Raw genomic sequence first — 17,478 nt, 5'->3', positions numbered from 1 at the left:
GTCCTATTGCCCCAGCCGTTCGATCAGCGCGGGAGCATGAACCTGATCGGCCTTGTAGTTGCCCGTCAGCGTATACATTACGATGTTAACCCCGGCGCGGAACGCGAATTCGCGCTGACGCGGCTCGCCCGGCGAGAGCGGCAGCATTGGTTGGCCGTCGGGACGCATGGCCCAGGCGCCCGCGAGATCGTTCGAGGTGATGATGATCGGCGAAACGCCGTCGCCGCCGCGCGCCGGCCGTGAGCCCGCTTCGTCATCCTCATTGCGTGGCAGGGCCTCGACCCAGGTCTGGCCGGTGGTGAAGCGGCCCGGAAAATCATGCAGAAGATAGAACGTCTTGGCCAGCACATGCTCATGCGGCACGGGTTCGAGCTCGGGGATGTCGAGCGACGTCAGGATGACGCGCAGTTGTTGCATTCCAGGCGTCCGGGATTCGCCATCCGGCCCCGGCAACGCATCGATCGCATCTCGGGTGTCGAATAGAATGGTGCCGCCCTGCTTCATGTAGGCGTCGATCTTGTCGAGAGCGTTTTGCGGCGGCTTCGGCGCGCCCGGCACGACCGGCCAGTATATCAGCGGGAAGAATGCCAGTTCGTCGCGTGCCGGATCGACGCCGACCGGATCGCCGGCTTCAAGCGCCGTGCGTTGCGCCAGAAACAATGTAAGTCCGCTCATCCCGGCTTTGACGATGGCGTCGACCTCCGGGTTGCCGGTCACGACATAGGCGAGCCGGGTCTGGGAGGTGGCCTTCGTGGCAAACTCATCGCTGGCGCTGTCGGCGCGCGAAAGTGAAGGCGCCATCGCCATCATCGGCAGAGCAAGCGCGACGACCAGCGCCGCTTGAGCCGCGCGGCGACGCAGCAGCATGGCCATGCCGCCGCCAAGCAGCGCCACGATGACGGCGTCGGCCAGAAACAGCGCGAGCGCCGAGGACAGCAGGATACCTCGCAGATCATGCGGTTCGGCGTTGGTGAAACTCGCCCGTCGTGCCGTGAGGTTCGAAGTGTCGAGCGGCACGATCCGGTCGGTTGCCGCCAGCGTGTTGACAGCAATCGGCCCGTCGGCGGGGCCGTAGAACCCCGGTGGATGCTCGATGGTGCCGCGGCCGCGATAGTCGGCCCGCAAGGGTTTGACGGAAGCGGGCGGGGGTCCGAAAGTGCCGAAACCGTCGAGCGTCCGCAGCGGCGCGACGGTTTCCGCCTTGGCATTGGCGTCTGCGGTTCTGCCTGTGTTTGCGGTGTAGCCGGAAGCATCCACGATACGCCGCAGCATCTCGACGAAAGTGCCGGACATCGGCAGATCGGACCAGCGCATGTCGGCGCTGATGTGGAATAGCGCCAGCAGGCCTTTGCCTCGGCGCTCGCCGGTCACCAGCGGCGTTCCGTCGACGAGAGAGGCCCAGCTCTTGGCCGCCAGCCTCGCATCCGGTTCGGCGAGCACCTGCCGGTTGACGGTCACGTCGTTCGGCACCGGAAGCGCCGCGAACGGTCCGTCCGCGGCGAAGGCAGCGAGATGCTGCGGGTTTTCCCAGGTCATGCTGCCACCGAGGCTGCGGCCGCCGTGCCGCAATTTTACGGGGACCAGATCGTCGTCTGCCTGCGCCAGGCGCGGCCCCGCGAACCGCACCAGCACGCCGCCATGTTTGATCCAATCGTCGATCCGATGGCGCAGTTCCGGGGACAGCGCTCCAACGTCGGCCATTACGATCATTGACAGCTTCTGATCCAGAAATTGGGTGATGATCTGCTGCGGGGCTCCCTTGTCGCCGAGCCGGACATCGGCGAACGGCGCCAGCGCGCGGCTCAGGTAGAAAGTCGGTGCAAGCAACGGCTGCGCCCTCTCGGTGCTCGATCCGCTGACCACGCCGATGGCGCGTCGGCGCCAGCGCTTGTCGAGCAATTGCACCGCGCCCGCCGATCGCTCCCCGGCGATCTCCAGCCGGGCGATATCGTTGCGCAACTCCAGCGGCAGGTCGAACGCAGCTTCTGTTTCGCGGTCCTGAGGCGCAAACGCATATTGTGTCTCGCCGATCGGCGCCCCTTTCTGGTCGAGCGCACGGACAACCCCAGCGGCCGGGCCGGTCGCGTTGGCGCGCAGCACCTTCGCGGTCATCCGGGCCGCGGCATTTTCCGCTGCGGTCAGCGCACGGGCGGGCAGCGTGCCACCTTCGACGATGGTGAGGGAACGGTCGCCGATCACCTCGCGAAGTCCGTCGACGAATTCCGTCCCACGCCCGCTGTCGATGCCATCGGTCAGCCACGCGATATCGCTGTCGCCCGTCGCGTTCAGGAAGCGTTTAAGCGCCGGCAGCGTTTCGACGCGGTCGACCGCGAATGGCTTCGGAGCAAGCTGCCGCAGCGTGACGCGCGCGGTTCCGGCGGGCATCAGCGTGATGTCCTGCGCCGGGTCCGACAAGGGCACGATAGCAACGCCCCGCCGGTTGCTGTCGGCCTCAGTGATCAGTTGATCCGCCGCCTTGATCCGCATCTCCCAGCTCGATGCGGCGCTCCAGCCATCGTCGAGCAGGATCGTTAAGGGCGCGGCGCTACGGGCTGCGCCGGTATTAGGATTCCACACCGGACCGGCGGCAGCGAGAATCACCAGCGCCGCCGCCGCAAGCCGCAATGCCGTCAGCCACCACGGCGTGCGCGAAGGCGTGTCTTCCTTCGGTGCTATATCGAACAGCAGTCGTGTCGGCGGAAAATCGATGCGACGCGGGCGCGGCGGCATCACACGAAGCAGCCACCAGAGAAGCGGCAGGCTGAGCAGGCCGAGCAGCATCAGCGGTTGCAGGAATGACAGCGGAAGCGCCGACATCATGCGGTGGGCCCCGCTTTGGCCGCGATGACGCCGCTTCCCCTGCTCGCCATCATGCCGCCGTGGAGGAACAACAGCAGGTCCGCCGCGGACCGGTCGGTGGTGTGGGTCGAGAACAGCCAGTCGAGCGTTCTGGTCTCAGAGCGGATCTGGTCGCGATGCAGCGCCACGCGCGCGACGTAGTCTCCGGCCCATCGTTCGGCGCGGCCCGCAGTGATGGCCCGCCCGTCCTCGGGTTCGACGAATTCGACGCGCCCCGAATAGGGAAATGTCTCCTCGGCGGGGTCGACGACCTGTAGCAGCGTGCCGTGTGCCCCCGAAGCCGACAATCCGGCCAGCATGGTCTGGATATCGGCGATCGGTGACCAGAAGTCCGACAGCACTACGATCTCCGACCGGGCTGATGGCACGAACGAGGGCGGCAGACTAGCGCGTGCGAGATCGTCATGGAGGATTGCCTGGGCTATTCTGTCGATGACGTTGCGGTTCGCGGTTGGATTTATCAGCCCAGGAACGCCGACGCGTTCACCGCCGGCCACCAGCAATTCAGCCAGTGCGAAGGTGACGATCAAAGCGCGCTCGAGCTTGCTGTCGCGCGCATTTCGGGAGGCAAAGGCCATCGATGCCGAACGATCGGGCCACACCCACACGGTGTGCGCGGCCTCCCACTCGTGCTCGCGGACGTAGAGATGATCATCGCGCGCGGAGCGACGCCAGTCGACGTTCTGCGACGGCTCGCCAGAGACGAAACGGCGGTATTGCCAGAAGCTTTCACCCGCACCGGCGCGGCGGCGGCCGTGCAGGCCGTGAATCACATTGGCGGCGATGCGACGGGCTTCCAGCACGAGACGCGGCAGCGACGCCGCCAGCGTGCGGCTTTCACCATCGGCACGTCTGACTGCTTCGATTTCCTGCCTGACGTGCCCGGCTGCTGCGACCATCAACCGATCCGCGTTTTAAGTTGTTTAATGACATCGGAAATCGTGCGACCTTCGGCACGGGCCGTGAAAGTCAGCGCCATGCGATGCTTGAGCACCGGCTCGGCCAAGTCGAGCACGTCGTCAATCGACGGTGCAAGACGTCCGTCGAGCAGCGCGCGAGCGCGCACGGCCAGCATCAGCGACTGGCTGGCGCGCGGTCCTGGTCCCCACGCGAACAGTTTTCCGATTTCGCCGCTCTCCGGTCCGGGGCGTGCCGAGCGCACCAGCGACAGGATGGCTTCGACCACGCTGTCGCCGACCGGCAGCCGCCGCACCAGCCGTTGCGCTGTGTGCAGGACATCGGCGTCCATCGCGGCTTTCGCCAGGGCCTCCTCGGCGCCGGTGGTCTCGAACAGGATGCGGCGTTCCGCGTCGCGATCCGGATAGTCGACATCGATCTCCATCAGGAAGCGGTCGAGCTGTGCTTCCGGCAGCGGATAGGTGCCTTCCTGCTCCAGCGGATTCTGCGTCGCCAGCACGTGAAAGGGTTTGGGCAGGTCGTGGCGCGCGCCGGCGACAGTGATGTGCTGCTCCTGCATCGCCTGCAACAGCGCTGATTGCGTGCGCGGGCTGGCGCGGTTGATTTCGTCCGCCATCAAAAGCTGTGCGAATACCGGTCCGGCAATGAAGCGGAACGAACGCTTGCCGATGCTGCTTTCGTCCAGCACCTCGGCGCCGAGGATGTCCGACGGCATCAGGTCCGGCGTGAACTGGACGCGCTTGGCGTCGAGTCCGAGCGTCACGCCGAGCGTCTCCACGAGCTTGGTCTTGGCAAGGCCGGGAACGCCGATCAGAAGCGCATGCCCCCCGGAGAGGATGGTCACCAGCGTGTTTTCGATCACCCCGTCCTGACCGAAGATGACGGTGGCAATCGCATCCCGCGCCGCGCGAATTTGCCCGGCGACTTGCTCGGCCGAACGGACGATCACGTCTTCGAGTTTCTCGACACTCTTGTCCGAGTCCATAGCCATCCATCACTCCTTGCGCGAGGCTACGCAATTTGCGTCGTCGCGCCGTGAACTGTTAAACATACGCAAACGGCATGTATTCATTGAACTAAACTATTCCCACAATATCTGGTCTCTCGAGCTATGAGCGGCATCACGAAGCGGCGAATGATCGCGTCGATTTCGATGCCCGATCCGCGCCTAGTGCCTCGATTCCGAAGTTCGTATGTTCCGCAGCGACATTTAATCCGAACTTCGAAATCAAAGGGGCACCAGCAACCTTATGATTCTAGTGTGGTTTGGGTTCAGAAGTTCGCTCGACGGACTTGCCGGGGGAATGAAGCGAACTTCTGAACCACCACGCTAGTGGTCCGATTCCAACGTTCGCATCCCGTTTCAGCAGGTGTTTTTGCGAACGTTAGAATCGCAGGACCACTAGCAACTATAGGTTTCTAGTGGAGTTTTGGATTTGACATTCGCATTTCGGTGCCCGCGGCAGATGGGTGGCGAATGTCAAATCCACTCCACTAGTGGGTTGATGTTCCCCTTTGTGGCAGAAGAGGCGATCAGCGTCGGGGTAAACCATGGCGAAGCAAGGGCGGCCCGCTACTCGGACACTGGATGGCCTGACGGCCTCAGCGCGCAATGCCGCGGGCTCGCCCGGCAGCGGTTTGCCGCCAGTCCATCTGTGGAATCCGCCGTTTTGCGGCGATCTGGACATGCGAATCGGCGGCGACGGCACATGGTATTATACGGGAACGCCAATCGGCCGGCCTGCGCTGGTGCGTCTGTTCTCCACGATCTTGAAACACGAGGATGGCAAATACTTTCTGGTGACTCCGGTAGAGAAAGTGGGCATCAGCGTCGATGACGCACCGTTTCTGGCCGTCGAAATGATTGGGAATCGGGACGAAAATGGCCGCCTGCTGAGATTCCGTACCAATGTCGGCGATTGGGTGCCATGCGATTTTGCGCACCGGCTGCGCTTCGAGTGCTCGGAGGGCGGCGGGTTGAAGCCTTATCTGCACGTTCGGGCCGGTCTCTGGGCCAAAGTGACAAGGGCGTTGTATTACGATCTTGTTGACATGGGTGAGCAACGGATGGTCGATGGTCAAATGATGTTCGGAGTCGAATCGGGCGGTGAGTTCTTCGCGATGGCGGATGCGGAGCAGGTGAGGGACGCAGGTTGAACGTTCCGATGGTGAAGACAGTGGTCGCGTCCCCCGATGTCGGCACTGAGGCGTTTTTCGACCGCGCACGGGCACGGTTGTGTTTCGATATACCGCCGGGGCTGACGGACGCCGGCATCGTTCCGTTGACCGGTGACCATGACAATGATGCCGTGCTCCGGACGATCGCTCAGGAAAAGCCGATCCGGCCGGCGGCGGTGCTGATCCCGGTGGTCGCGCGCGAGCAACCGACCGTGCTGCTGACGCAGCGCGCGGCTCATCTGAGTGAGCACGCTGGCCAGATCGCGTTTCCCGGCGGCAAGATCGACGCGACCGATGCCTCGCCGGTCGATGCGGCGCTGCGCGAGGCGTGGGAAGAAGTCGGGCTGACCCGCGACTTTGTGGAGCCGATTGGGTATCTTGATCTTTACGGCACGAGTTTCGGGTTCCGTATCCTGCCGACGGTGGCGCGCGTGAGACCCGGATTTGATCTTTATATCAATAAGGATGAAGTGGCCGACGCATTCGAGGTGCCGCTGTCGTTTCTGATGAACCCTGTCAATCACAAACTCGGCCGGAAGCAATTCCGCGGCACAACGCGCTCGTTCTACGAGATGCCGTTCGCCGAACGAAATATCTGGGGCGCAACTGCCGGGATCCTGCGCGTACTGTACGAGCGAGTCTATTTGAAATGATCCGTCCAGTTTTAATGGAACTCGGAATCTTCCTGATTCCGTTCGCGATCTACGCGGCATATCTGATCGCCCACCGTGTGGACTTCATGATCGCCGCCTCATGGCCGCCGCACATCGTCGTGAGGCTCTCGCTAGCGGCGCTGGCGCTGGTTGTCGTCAGCTTCGTTCTGTTGGCGAATTTCTCGGGCTCGCCGCCGGATTCGACCTATGTTCCGGCGCATCTTGAGAACGGCAAACTTGTGCCCGGAGTCGAGAGGTGAATCCGGCCCGCTCGCTATGCGATGCGGGCTGGCTGAAATCAGGTCCGGCGGCGCGTGTTCTGGCGCTGCTCAGTGGAAACGGCGAGGAAGCGCGGATCGTCGGCGGCGCGGTTCGCAACGCCTTGATGGGTCTGCCTGTGGGCGAGATCGACGTCGCCACCACGGCGCTGCCCGAAGAAGTCATGCGTCGCGCGGCTGCGGCTCGCATCAAGAGTATTCCGACCGGCATTGAGCATGGCACCGTCACGCTGGTGGTCGAGGGCCGGCCGTTCGAAGTCACGACGCTGCGCGAGGATATTGAAACCTTCGGTCGCAAGGCCAGGGTTGCATTCGGCAGGGATTGGGCGCGCGATGCCAAGCGCCGCGATTTTACCATCAACGGTCTGTCCGTCGAGAGCGATGGCACAGTGCACGATCATGTCGGCGGACTCGACGACATCGCCGCTAAGCGGGTGCGCTTTATCGGCGATCCGGATCGGCGTATCGCGGAGGATTACCTGCGCATACTCCGCTTTTTCCGGATCCATGCCGCCTATGGTGGAGGCGAACCCGATCGGGATAGCCATCTCGCCTGCATCCGCGGTCGCGCCGGACTTACCACGCTGTCGGCCGAACGCATGCGGGCGGAGATACTGAAGCTGCTGGTCGCGGAGGGCGCCGTGGAGGCGCTGGTGGCGATGGAGGACGGCGGCTTGCTGCTGACCATTCTCGGCGGCGTGGCGTATCGCGGTCCGTTCGCGGCGATGATCGTGGCAGAACGCGCGCTGGAACTTGCGCCGGATCCGATCCGCCGGCTCGCAGCGCTTGCGGTATCGGTTACCGAAGATGCGCGGCGGGTTGCGCAGCGATTGCGGCTCTCCAATGCCGAGGCGAAACAACTGGATTCGATGGGCCATCGCTGGTGGCGGCTGGGCAGCATGGACGAGGCAACCGCGCGGCGGCGAATCTACCGACTTGGGGCGCCGCGCTTCCGCGACCGGCTGATGCAGGCCTGGTCGCGGGCTGGCCTCGGCGCCGATCCGGCGCCGTGGCTAAACGTCGCAACCCTGCCGCAGCGCTGGCAGCCGCCGGCCTTCCCTTTGAAGGCCGAGGATTTCGTCGGACGCGGAATCGCGGAAGGTCCGGCGCTCGGACACGTTCTCGCGATCGCGGAAGATGCCTGGCTTGCAGAGGATTTCCCGCTCGATTCCGCGCGACTTTCGGTGATTGCCGATCAGACCGTCGCGCGGTTCACGCGCGATCACCGGCTGTGAGGGCGGCAACATTCCGCTAGAGCGGGATGGGGAAAAGTGGATAGCGGTTTTCCGCCCGCATCCCGCTTCTCGTTCGTGATTTTGAATTGGTTCGGTCCAACCGGATCTAAGGCCATTTCACCTCGGGAGGCATCGACGAGAGGATCGACTCGACGTTGCCTCCGGTCTTCAGCCCGAAAATGGTGCCGCGGTCGTAGAGAAGATTGAATTCGGCGTAACGTCCGCGTCGGATCAACTGTTCCTCGCGATCGGCCGCGGTCCACGGCGTGCTGAAGTTGCGACGCACGAGCTCGGGATAGACCTTGAGCAGCGCTCGCCCAACATCCTGCGTGAAGGCGAGGTCGGCATCCCAGTCGCCGCTGTCATGCCAATCATAGAAGATACCGCCGATCCCGCGCGCTTCCTTGCGGTGCGGCAGATAGAAATACTCATCGCACCAGGTCTTGTATTTGTCGTATGCGGCGATGTCGGCATGGGCATCGCAGGCGGACTTCATCGCCGCGTGAAACGCGAGGCTGTCGGCATCCTCCTGCGTGCGCCGCCGCATCAGCACCGGCGTCAGGTCGCCGCCGCCGCCGAACCATGCTTTCGTGGTCACCACGAAGCGCGTGTTCATGTGAACGGCGGGAATATGCGGATTGCGCATGTGGGCGATCAACGAGATGCCCGACGCCCAGAAATTCGGATCATCCGCCGCACCGGGAATCTGCGCACGAAACTCCGGCGCGAATTCGCCATGTACGGTCGAGCAGTGCACGCCGACCTTCTCGAATAGCCGCCCGTGCATCATCGACATGACGCCGCCGCCCCCGGGTTGGCCGGTGTGGTCGGTACGCTCCCAAGGCGTGCGGACGAAGCGTCCTATGTTACCGGGATAGAGCGAAGCGGGCGCGTCGTCTTCCAGCTTTTCAAAAGCCGAGCAGATATTGTCGCGCAACTGCTCGAACCAGGATCGCGCGCGGGCCTTGCGGGTCTCGAGCAGGGAGGCGTCCATCGGATATTCCTTGAGAGACTCTGTCATTGCGAGGAGCTTAAGCAACGAAGCAATCTAATCTCGCTGGTTTTAAATCTGGATTGCTTCGCTGCGCTCGAAATGACAAGTGAGAATTTCAACTTTCGGGTCCGAAATAGGTGCAGCTTTCGCCGCAACTATCGCGATGTACGCTGACGCGTGTCACGTGTCCTGCGTGCTGGACATGATCCCAGATGAAACGCGCCAGATTTTCCAGCGTCGGCGGGCCAAGTCCTTCGACGTTGTTGAGGAGCTTATGATCGAGTTTGCTCCGGACCTCGCCCATACCGCGCTCGAGCAGGCCGAGATCGAGCACCATTCCGCTCGCGGGATCAGGCTTGCCGCGGACGCTCACCTCGGCGCGGAAAGAATGGCCGTGGATTTCCATGCTCGCGGTGCCCAATGTCGTTGCCGGCAGCGAGTGCGCGGCCTCGAAGCGGAATGATTTCGTCAACTCCCACATTCGTCAAACCTGCTTCCGATTAAAGGCGTCATTGCGAGGAGGCGCAGCCGACGAAGCAATCCAGCTCTTTCCTTGGAGCTTCTGGATTGCTTCGCTGCGCTCGCAATGACGAGGGTGTGGTTAATTTCATCCCTACCTGATCCCCAGCGTCTTGTGTGTCTGCAGGCTGAGCCGCCACTGCGGATGCCGCAGGCAATAGTTGATGGCGCGCACCGTGTTGCCTGCCACGTCCGGCCCGTCCATCGGCTGCAAAGAAAACCGTTCGAAGGTGAGATCCTTGAAATCCTCGGGCCGGATATTGGTTTGTGGATAGACGAGCTTGAGTTCGTGGCCTTTGGTGACCAGCAAATCGGCGCCGGCCTTGGGGCTGACGCACAGCCAGTCGATGCCATCGGGCGGCGCAATGGTGCCGTTGGTCTCGATCCCGATTTCGAAACCGCGGGCGTGCAGTGCATCGACCAATGGCTTGTCAACCTGCAACAGCGGCTCGCCTCCGGTCAACACGGTGTAGCGATGGGCGGCCGGTCCGATCCATTGCGCGGCAATGGTTTCCGCCAGCGCATCAGCAGTATCGTAGCGGCCGCCCAGCGTTCCGTCGGTGCCCACAAAATCAGTGTCGCAAAATCGGCAGGTGGCCGAGGCGCGGTCTTTTTCGCGGCCGCTCCAAAGGTTGCAGCCAGAGAAGCGACAGAATACCGCGGCCCTGCCGGCATGAGCGCCTTCGCCCTGCAGCGTCAGAAAAATCTCCTTAACCGCGTAACTCACGAAGACCTTCCCGTTGCGGCCGACCTCGTCTGCCGCAAGGCCTCGCCCACTGCCATAGCCGCTGCCATGGCGACGTTCAGCGAGCGCAGACCGGGCCTGACCGGTATTACCAGGGTTGCATCCGCGGCCGCCGCAACAGCATCCGGAACCCCGGCGCTCTCACGTCCAAATAGCAAAATATCTGTATCGGCAAAACGATAGTCCAGATAGGGGCGTGCGCCCTTGGTCGTAAATAACACCAACCGGCCGCCGTCTTCGGCGCGCCATTGATTGAATTTTGGCCATGAATCGTGGCGCACAATGGTGACCTCGTCGAGGTAGTCCATGCCCGCACGACGGAAATGCCGGTCCGAGACCGGAAACCCGGCCGGTTCGATGATATGGGCTTCGACGTTGAGGCACGCACACAGACGGAGAATTGTCCCGGTGTTCTGCGGTATATCAGGTTGGAAGAGCGCGACCCGCATGAGCTCAATGCTTTCCGAGATGGCTTCGTGGCTAATGGGCGGATTTGTGCACTGCACGAGTGACGGATAGCGCACTTGCGCTGATCCGGCGAGGGTGCCAATAAAACGGCCGCTCGAAAGACGTATCTCTCTGGGGAGTGGGGTACACCGATAGCAACAAGACCGGCAGCGGGTAAGAAAGGGTTGAAATCGTGACGACATCGTCTTCGGCAGGACAAAGCCGCCGTGATTTCCTTTTCGTAGCAACCGGCGCCGTCGCCGCCGTCGGCGCGGCGGCCGTGGCCTGGCCGTTAGTGGCCCAGCTTAACCCGGATGCGTCTACGGTCGCCGCCGGCGCCCCTATCGAGGTCGATCTCGCTCCGATCGCCGATGGACAAGACATCAAGGTGTTCTGGCGCGGCAAGCCGATCTACATCATGCACCGCACCAAGAAACAAATCGAGGAAGCCCGCGACGTCAATGTCGCGAGCCTGCCTGATCCGCAGCCGGATTCCGCGCGCGTCAAGGAAGGCCATGACCAGTGGCTCGTCGTAATCGGCATCTGCACCCATCTCGGCTGCATTCCGATTGCGCATGAAGGGAACTACGACGGATTTTTCTGTCCGTGCCATGGTTCGCAGTACGATTCCTCAGGCCGTATCCGCCAGGGGCCGGCGCCGCTCAATCTTGCCATTCCGCCTTACGCCTTTATTTCCGACAGCAAGATCAAGATCGGATAAGGCCGAAAAGCCCCGAACCGAACGCGTCGCTTCATTCTTCAGGATCGCATCATGAGCGGACCATCCAGCTTCCAGCCGCAAAATTCCGTCCTCAAGTGGATCGAGCGGCGTTTGCCGATCTTCGGTCTCGTCCATTCCTCGTTCGTCGCCTATCCGACGCCGCGCAACCTGAACTACTGGTGGACGTTCGGCGGCATCCTCTCGTTCATGCTCGGGGTGCAGATCATCACCGGCGTCATCCTGGCGATGCACTACACGCCGCACGCCGACCTCGCTTTTAACTCGGTCGAAGCCATTGTGCGCGATGTCGACTACGGCTGGCTGCTGCGTTACCTTCATTCGAACGGCGCCTCGATGTTCTTCATCGCCGTTTATATCCACATGCTTCGCGGCCTGTATTACGGCTCCTACAAAGAACCGCGCGAGATCCTCTGGATCCTCGGCGTCATCATCTACCTCCTGATGATGGCGACCGGCTTCATGGGCTACGTGCTGCCGTGGGGCCAGATGAGCTTCTGGGGCGCGACCGTCATCACCAATCTGTTTTCCGCCATTCCCTATTTCGGCGAAAGCATCGTGACGCTGCTATGGGGCGGCTATTCGGTCGGCAATCCGACGCTGAACCGCTTTTTCTCGCTGCACTACCTCCTGCCTTTCGTGATCGCCGGGGTGGTCGTGCTGCACGTCTGGGCGCTGCACGTCGCCGGTCAGAACAATCCGGCCGGGGTCGAACCCAAGACCGCGAAGGATACTGTGCCGTTTACGCCTTACGCGACCATCAAGGACGGGTTCGGTCTTTCCTGCTTCATCCTGTTCTACTGCTGGTTCATCTTCTACATCCCGAATTATCTCGGCGATCCCGACAACTACATCCCGGCCAACCCGGGCGTGACGCCCGCGCATATCGTGCCGGAATGGTACTATCTGCCGTTCTACGCGATCCTGCGCTCGATCCCGGACAAGCTCGCAGGCGTGGTGGCGATGTTCAGCGCTATCCTGATCCTGGCCTTTCTGCCCTGGCTCGATTCCGCAAAGACCCGCTCGGTGCGTTATCGTCCTCTCGCCAAGCAGTTTTTCTGGATCTTCGTCGGTGTTTGTCTCGGCCTTGGTTATCTCGGCGCGAAGCCGCCGGAAGGCGTCTACGTGGTTGCCGGACGTATCCTGACGGCGTGCTATTTCGCCTATTTCCTGATTGTGCTGCCCATCCTGAGCCGTATCGAAAAGCCGCGAACTGTACCCAATTCGATCGCCGATGACGTGCTGGGAAAGAAAAAAGTCGTGGCTTCGGCCTTGGCGGTGTTCGGCGCTGTCGGGCTGCTGGCGCTGGATAGCGGCTCGAAGGTGAGGGCGGCCGACCATGGCTCGATTCCGCCGTCGTTGAGCTGGTCGTTCGCTGGCCCATTTGGAAAATTCGACCAAGGCCAGTTGCAGCGCGGCTACAAGGTCTACAAGGAAGTCTGCTCGGCCTGCCACTCCATGAATCTCGTGCACTATCGTAACCTGACAGACCCGGGCGGTCCGGGCTTCTCCGTCGCCCAGGCCGAGGCGCTGGCTTCCGAAATCCAGGTGAAGGACGGCCCCAACGATGCCGGCGACATGTTCGAGCGGCCAGGCCGGGTCGCCGACAAATTTCCGTCGCCGTTTCCCAATGAGAACGCCGCTCGCGCAGCCAATGGCGGCGCGGCTCCGCCCGATCTTTCCCTGATGGCCAAGGCACGCGGCTATGAACGGGGCTTTCCTCAGTTCATCTTCGATGCCTTCACGCAGTTTCAGGAAAAAGGTCCGAACTATATCCACGCCCTCCTGACCGGTTTTGAAAGTAGTCCGCCGGAAGGGTTCGCTCTGCCGGAAGGATCGACCTACAACAAGTACTTCCCGGGTCATGCCACGAAGATGCCGAACCCGCTGGCGGACGATCAGGTGACCTATGACGACGGAACCCCGCAGAAGGTCGATCAGTATGCGAAGGACGTGTCCGCTTTTCTGATGTGGGCCGCCGAGCCGAAGCTCGAGGAGCGCAAGCGGATTGGCCTGCAGGTCATGATTTTCATGGTCATCCTTGCCGGGCTGCTCTATTTCACCAAGAAGGCGGTCTGGGCCGACGCGCATTGAATGATGCGCAGGTTCTTCGCATCAAAAAGGCTCCCTCGCGGGAGCCTTTTTGATTGATGCCGATGCTAGCGACGGCGGGACATTAAACGCTGCCATTGCGATGCCTTGTAATCGTTTCACCGCTTGAACAGACCCATCACCGCCGATTTCGCCAGTGTGTTGAAATGAAGCTGGAAACCGATCACTGCCGCTGATGTGTCGGCATTGGCGTTGATGTTGCCTCCGACGGCGTACACGGTGAACAAATATCGGTGCGGATGGTCACCTTCAGGCGGGCAAGGGCCGCCGTAACCGGCTGTGCCGAAATCGGTGCGGGTCTGTAGCGCGCCATTGGGAAGCTTGCCGCTCCCGGGATTGCCGGCGTCGAGCACAAGCTCCGTCACCGAGGCCGGAATATTGATGACGACCCAATGCCAGAAGCCGCTGCCGGTTGGTGCGTCCGGATCAAAGCAGGTTACGGCGAAGCTCTTCGTGCCTGCCGGCGCGCCGCTCCAGCGCAGGTGCGGTGATCGGTTGCCGCCCGCGCAGCCGAAACCGAAATCCGCCGACAGGATATGATCTTTGTCGAGGTAGTCGCCATCCTTGAAACTATTGCTCACGACTTTGAACGTCATGATGTTCTCCCGGTGTCGAGTCAGGCCAATCTAGCGCGCGTTGTTGGGGGCGCAACCGCCATAGCGGCGGACCTGATCAAGGCAATGCGGCCCGAGTCCGGCCGTGAACGCTCTTGACATCGCACCACCGGAATGATGATTTCGTGGCATGAATCCTGCCATCCGCCCGTTCCGTCTCTGGTGGGCCACCTTCTGAAGGTGGCCGGTGCGATTTTGCTTCAATTCTAATCGTCGAAGGCCGTCATGCAGAGCGACGGCCTTTTTTGTTTGTCCTGTGTGGCGCACTCTTCGCAAGTCTCGTAAGAGGACTGCATGAACAGGACCGTTTTTTCCCTTCCCGCGCAAAGCGAGTACCTGACCGCCGGCGGTCTCTCGATCGGCCGCTCGATCGAACACTTTACCGGCGGCAGCAGGCTCGACGATCTGATCGGTCTGCTCGACAGCCGTCGCGGCGTGGTGCTGTCGTCCGGTACGACGGTGCCGGGCCGTTATGAGAGTTTCGACCTTGGCTTTGCCGATCCGCCGCTCAAGATCGAAACCACAGGATTCAATTTTGTCATCGAAGCCACCAATGTTCGCGGCGAGGTGCTGATCGCTTTTCTTGGTGAAACCCTGAGCGTACCCTGTGCGGTCGTCACCGAAAAAACTGCCTGCCGGATCGCTGGCCATATTGTGCGCGGCGATGCGCCTGTGGAGGAAGATCAGCGCACCCGGCGCGCAAGCGTGATGTCGCTGGTGCGGGCGCTGGTGGCGGCTTTCGCGTCGACAGCAGATCCCATGCTCGGGCTGTACGGCGCGTTCGCCTATGACCTCGTGTTCCAGATGGAAGATCTGGTCCAGAAACGCGCGCGTGAAAGCGATCAGCGCGACATCGTGCTATTTATTCCGGACCGCCTGCTCGCTTATGATCGTGCCACCGGCCGCGGCGTCGTACTGTCCTACGATTTCGCATGGAAGGGCCGCTCCACCGAAAAGCATCCGCACGATACGCCTGACAGCGTTTATGCGAAAACACCGCGCCAGGGTTTTACCGATCACGCCCCGGGTGAATATCAGGCCACGGTGGAAACCGCGCGCGCCGCGTTTGCGCGTGGCGACCTGTTCGAGGCGGTGCCCGGACAGTTGTTCGCCGAACCCTGCGAGCGCTCACCGGCCGAAGTGTTTCAGCGGCTGTGCCGGATCAATCCGTCGCCCTATGGCGGGTTGGTCAACCTCGGAGACGGTGAGTTTCTAGTCTCTGCCTCGCCGGAAATGTTCGTGCGCAGCGACGGCCGCCGCATCGAGACTTGCCCGATTTCCGGGACCATCGCGCGCGGCGCCGATGCCATCGGCGATGCCGAGCAGATCCGCGAGTTGCTCAACTCGGAGAAGGACGAGTTTGAGCTCAACATGTGCACCGACGTCGATCGCAACGACAAGGCGCGCATCTGCATGCCGGGAACGATCAAGGTGCTCGCGCGCCGCCAGATCGAGACCTATTCAAAGCTGTTTCATACTGTCGATCACGTCGAAGGCATTTTGCGGCCCGGCTTCGATGCGCTCGATGGGTTCCTCACCCACGCATGGGCGGTGACGGTGACGGGTGCGCCGAAGAAGTGGGCGATCCAGTTCGTTGAGGACAACGAACGCTCGCCGCGGCGCTGGTACGCCGGCGCATTCGGTGTCGTCGGCTTCGATGGCTCGATCAACACCGGCCTGACCATCCGCACCATCCGCATGAAAGACGGCCTCGCGGAAGTGCGCGTCGGCGCGACCTGCTTGTTCGACAGCAAGCCGGAGCTTGAAGACCGCGAGTGCCAGACCAAGGCGGCGGCGCTATTCCAGGCGCTACGCGGCGACGCGCCAAAGCCGCTTTCGGCGGTGGCGCCGGACGCAACCGGCTCCGGAAAACGCGTGTTGCTGATCGACCACGACGACAGTTTCGTGCACATGCTGGCGGATTACTTCCGGCAGGTCGGCGCGCGCGTCAGCGTCGTGCGCTATGTCCACGCGCAAGATATGCTCGACAAGCAAAGCTATGACCTGCTGGTGCTGTCGCCCGGACCTGGCCGGCCTGATGATTTCGGCATGGCCCGAACCATCGGCACGGCGCTGGAGAAGAATCTACCGGTGTTCGGCGTCTGTCTCGGCTTGCAGGGGATTGGTGAATATTTTGGCGGCCGTCTCGGCCAGCTGGCGCAGCCGGCGCACGGGAGACCATCGCGTGTGCAGAATCGCGGCGGACGGCTGATGTGCAACCTGCCAAACGAGATCGTGATCGGCCGTTATCATTCGCTCTATGTCGAACGCGACCGTTTGCCCGACGTGCTGGAGGTGACGGCGACCACCGACGACGGGGTGCCGATGGCGATCGAGCACAAATCGCTACCGGTCGGCGGCGTGCAATTCCATCCCGAATCGCTGATGTCGCTGGGCGGCGAGGTCGGCTTGCGGATCGTGGAGAACGCGTTCCGGATGGGGAGGGCGCGAAGCGCAACGACGTAAAAGAGCCTCATGCGCGGGCTTGACCCCTGCAACCGTCATCCGCAAAAGGATGGATTGCCGGATCATAGGCGAGCGAAGCGACGCCGTTCTTCGAACGGCTATGCTCAGGAATGACGAAGGCAAAGCGCCGCTCCAAATTTGTTCTGCGAAAGAGATTCGATGACCTTCGAAGATGATCTGCAGGCCTCCGTTCGTACCATTCCGGATTACCCCAAGCCGGGGGTCATGTTTCGGGACATCACCACGCTCCTCGGCGATGCGCGCGCGTTCCGCCGCGCCGTCGATCAGCTCGTGCATCCGTGGGCCGGATCGAAGATCGACAAGGTCGCCGGCATCGAGGCGCGGGGCTTTATCCTCGGTGGCGCGGTGGCGCATCAGGTGTCCGCAGGCTTTGTGCCGATCCGCAAGAAGGGCAAGCTGCCGCACCAGACCGTACGGATAGCCTATGCGCTCGAATACGGCATCGACGAAATGGAAATGCACGTCGACGCCATTGCCAGGGGCGAGCGCGTCATTTTGGTGGATGATCTGATCGCCACCGGCGGCACAGCCGAGGGCGCGGTGAAGCTGTTGCGCCAGATCGGCGCTGACGTCGTTGCTGCCTGCTTTATCATCGATCTGCCGGATCTCGGCGGCGCGGCCAAGTTACGCGCGATGGATGTCCCCGTGCGGACGCTGATGGCGTTCGGCGGACATTGAGCCCTCCTTCGAGGGGGAAGGA

The 17,478-nt window shown here is 62.2% G+C and carries 16 protein-coding genes; 8 read left to right on the top strand and 8 right to left on the bottom strand.

The features are described 5' to 3' along the window. Positions 1 to 3 precede the first annotated feature (3 nt). From GGQ85_RS02815 to GGQ85_RS02805, 3 genes are read right to left on the bottom strand one after another with little or no spacing between them, the layout of a single operon-like run. Positions 4 to 2,817: a DUF4159 domain-containing protein gene (locus GGQ85_RS02815; RefSeq protein ID WP_309773332.1), complete on the bottom strand. Its 2,814-nt coding sequence runs from the start codon at positions 2,815 to 2,817 to the stop codon at positions 4 to 6. Further along, the gene (locus tag GGQ85_RS02810; RefSeq protein WP_309773272.1) at positions 2,817 to 3,758 is read right to left on the bottom strand and encodes a DUF58 domain-containing protein; all 942 of its coding nucleotides are present in this window, start codon (positions 3,756 to 3,758) and stop codon (positions 2,817 to 2,819) included. The genes GGQ85_RS02815 and GGQ85_RS02810 overlap by 1 nt, the downstream gene beginning before the upstream one ends. Continuing rightward, the gene (locus GGQ85_RS02805; protein ID WP_309773331.1) at positions 3,758 to 4,762 is read right to left on the bottom strand and encodes an AAA family ATPase; all 1,005 of its coding nucleotides are present in this window, start codon (positions 4,760 to 4,762) and stop codon (positions 3,758 to 3,760) included. Before GGQ85_RS02805 ends, GGQ85_RS02810 begins: the two co-directional genes overlap by 1 nt. A gap of 566 nt (positions 4,763 to 5,328) precedes the next feature. Between GGQ85_RS02805 and GGQ85_RS02800 the strand changes: the two genes are divergently transcribed. From GGQ85_RS02800 to GGQ85_RS02785, 4 genes are read left to right on the top strand one after another with little or no spacing between them, the layout of a single operon-like run. After that, the gene (locus tag GGQ85_RS02800; RefSeq protein WP_079447631.1) at positions 5,329 to 5,934 is read left to right on the top strand and encodes a DUF1285 domain-containing protein; all 606 of its coding nucleotides are present in this window, start codon (positions 5,329 to 5,331) and stop codon (positions 5,932 to 5,934) included. 8 nt (positions 5,935 to 5,942) lie between these two features. Then, positions 5,943 to 6,608, top strand: coding sequence for a CoA pyrophosphatase (locus GGQ85_RS02795; protein WP_087881191.1), 666 nt, complete (start codon positions 5,943 to 5,945; stop codon positions 6,606 to 6,608). Beyond that, positions 6,605 to 6,868, top strand: coding sequence for a DUF6111 family protein (locus tag GGQ85_RS02790; RefSeq protein ID WP_079447629.1), 264 nt, complete (start codon positions 6,605 to 6,607; stop codon positions 6,866 to 6,868). The genes GGQ85_RS02795 and GGQ85_RS02790 overlap by 4 nt, the downstream gene beginning before the upstream one ends. Next, entirely contained in the window at positions 6,865 to 8,121 is a 1,257-nt protein-coding gene (locus GGQ85_RS02785) for a CCA tRNA nucleotidyltransferase (RefSeq protein WP_309773271.1), read from the top strand. Before GGQ85_RS02790 ends, GGQ85_RS02785 begins: the two co-directional genes overlap by 4 nt. Before the next feature lie 106 nt (positions 8,122 to 8,227). Here the strand turns inward: GGQ85_RS02785 and hemF are convergent, their stop codons facing one another. The 4 genes from hemF to GGQ85_RS02765 all read right to left on the bottom strand — a co-directional run bounded on the left by hemF (position 8,228) and on the right by GGQ85_RS02765 (position 10,828). Further along, entirely contained in the window at positions 8,228 to 9,115 is an 888-nt protein-coding gene (gene hemF / locus GGQ85_RS02780) for an oxygen-dependent coproporphyrinogen oxidase (protein WP_173816018.1), read from the bottom strand. 115 nt (positions 9,116 to 9,230) lie between these two features. Then, positions 9,231 to 9,596: a 6-carboxytetrahydropterin synthase gene (locus tag GGQ85_RS02775; protein ID WP_079447627.1), complete on the bottom strand. Its 366-nt coding sequence runs from the start codon at positions 9,594 to 9,596 to the stop codon at positions 9,231 to 9,233. A 132-nt stretch (positions 9,597 to 9,728) separates the two neighbouring features. Then, entirely contained in the window at positions 9,729 to 10,361 is a 633-nt protein-coding gene (queE, locus tag GGQ85_RS02770; protein WP_309773270.1) for a 7-carboxy-7-deazaguanine synthase, read from the bottom strand. Further along, the gene (locus GGQ85_RS02765) at positions 10,358 to 10,828 is read right to left on the bottom strand and encodes a tRNA (cytidine(34)-2'-O)-methyltransferase (RefSeq protein WP_079447710.1); all 471 of its coding nucleotides are present in this window, start codon (positions 10,826 to 10,828) and stop codon (positions 10,358 to 10,360) included. The genes queE and GGQ85_RS02765 overlap by 4 nt, the downstream gene beginning before the upstream one ends. A gap of 191 nt (positions 10,829 to 11,019) precedes the next feature. Here GGQ85_RS02765 and petA point away from each other — a divergent pair, with 191 nt between their 5' ends. Both petA and GGQ85_RS02755 read left to right on the top strand, forming a co-directional pair. Continuing rightward, a complete protein-coding gene (gene petA / locus GGQ85_RS02760) occupies positions 11,020 to 11,547 on the top strand; it encodes a ubiquinol-cytochrome c reductase iron-sulfur subunit (protein WP_079447625.1) in 528 nt (175 codons plus the stop codon). 51 nt (positions 11,548 to 11,598) lie between these two features. Continuing rightward, entirely contained in the window at positions 11,599 to 13,659 is a 2,061-nt protein-coding gene (locus GGQ85_RS02755) for a cytochrome c1 (protein ID WP_309773269.1), read from the top strand. A 116-nt stretch (positions 13,660 to 13,775) separates the two neighbouring features. On the opposite strand, the gene GGQ85_RS02750 is transcribed toward GGQ85_RS02755, so the two are convergent. Further along, a complete protein-coding gene (locus GGQ85_RS02750; RefSeq protein ID WP_309773268.1) occupies positions 13,776 to 14,273 on the bottom strand; it encodes a YbhB/YbcL family Raf kinase inhibitor-like protein in 498 nt (165 codons plus the stop codon). A 312-nt stretch (positions 14,274 to 14,585) separates the two neighbouring features. Between GGQ85_RS02750 and GGQ85_RS02745 the strand changes: the two genes are divergently transcribed. Continuing rightward, positions 14,586 to 16,757, top strand: a complete 2,172-nt coding sequence (locus GGQ85_RS02745; RefSeq protein WP_309773267.1) for an anthranilate synthase component I — start codon at positions 14,586 to 14,588, stop codon at positions 16,755 to 16,757. Positions 16,758 to 16,916: 159 nt separating this feature from the next. Then, positions 16,917 to 17,456 carry an adenine phosphoribosyltransferase gene (locus GGQ85_RS02740; RefSeq protein WP_309773266.1) on the top strand — a complete coding sequence of 180 codons (540 nt, stop codon included), beginning with the start codon at positions 16,917 to 16,919 and terminating at the stop codon, positions 17,454 to 17,456. Positions 17,457 to 17,478: the final 22 nt, after the last annotated feature.

It is taken from the genome of Nitrobacter vulgaris, from assembly GCF_031453995.1.
GTDB classification, from domain to species: Bacteria; Pseudomonadota; Alphaproteobacteria; order Rhizobiales; family Xanthobacteraceae; genus Nitrobacter; species Nitrobacter vulgaris.
This window is presented reverse-complemented; position numbering and strand designations above follow the sequence as displayed.

What these genes read in the sequence shown, in the direction of transcription:
- GGQ85_RS02815 (WP_309773332.1), bottom strand. Translation starts at nt 2,817, where the DNA reads ATGTCGGCGCTTCCGCTGTCATTCCTGCAACCGCTGATGCTGCTCGGC.
- GGQ85_RS02810 (WP_309773272.1), bottom strand. Translation starts at nt 3,758, where the DNA reads ATGGTCGCAGCAGCCGGGCACGTCAGGCAGGAAATCGAAGCAGTCAGA.
- GGQ85_RS02805 (WP_309773331.1), bottom strand. Translation starts at nt 4,762, where the DNA reads ATGGACTCGGACAAGAGTGTCGAGAAACTCGAAGACGTGATCGTCCGT.
- GGQ85_RS02800 (WP_079447631.1), top strand. Translation starts at nt 5,329, where the DNA reads ATGGCGAAGCAAGGGCGGCCCGCTACTCGGACACTGGATGGCCTGACG.
- GGQ85_RS02795 (WP_087881191.1), top strand. Translation starts at nt 5,943, where the DNA reads ATGGTGAAGACAGTGGTCGCGTCCCCCGATGTCGGCACTGAGGCGTTT.
- GGQ85_RS02790 (WP_079447629.1), top strand. Translation starts at nt 6,605, where the DNA reads ATGATCCGTCCAGTTTTAATGGAACTCGGAATCTTCCTGATTCCGTTC.
- hemF (WP_173816018.1), bottom strand. Translation starts at nt 9,115, where the DNA reads ATGGACGCCTCCCTGCTCGAGACCCGCAAGGCCCGCGCGCGATCCTGG.
- GGQ85_RS02775 (WP_079447627.1), bottom strand. Translation starts at nt 9,596, where the DNA reads ATGTGGGAGTTGACGAAATCATTCCGCTTCGAGGCCGCGCACTCGCTG.
- GGQ85_RS02765 (WP_079447710.1), bottom strand. Translation starts at nt 10,828, where the DNA reads ATGCGGGTCGCGCTCTTCCAACCTGATATACCGCAGAACACCGGGACA.
- GGQ85_RS02755 (WP_309773269.1), top strand. Translation starts at nt 11,599, where the DNA reads ATGAGCGGACCATCCAGCTTCCAGCCGCAAAATTCCGTCCTCAAGTGG.
- GGQ85_RS02750 (WP_309773268.1), bottom strand. Translation starts at nt 14,273, where the DNA reads ATGACGTTCAAAGTCGTGAGCAATAGTTTCAAGGATGGCGACTACCTC.
- GGQ85_RS02745 (WP_309773267.1), top strand. Translation starts at nt 14,586, where the DNA reads ATGAACAGGACCGTTTTTTCCCTTCCCGCGCAAAGCGAGTACCTGACC.
- GGQ85_RS02740 (WP_309773266.1), top strand. Translation starts at nt 16,917, where the DNA reads ATGACCTTCGAAGATGATCTGCAGGCCTCCGTTCGTACCATTCCGGAT.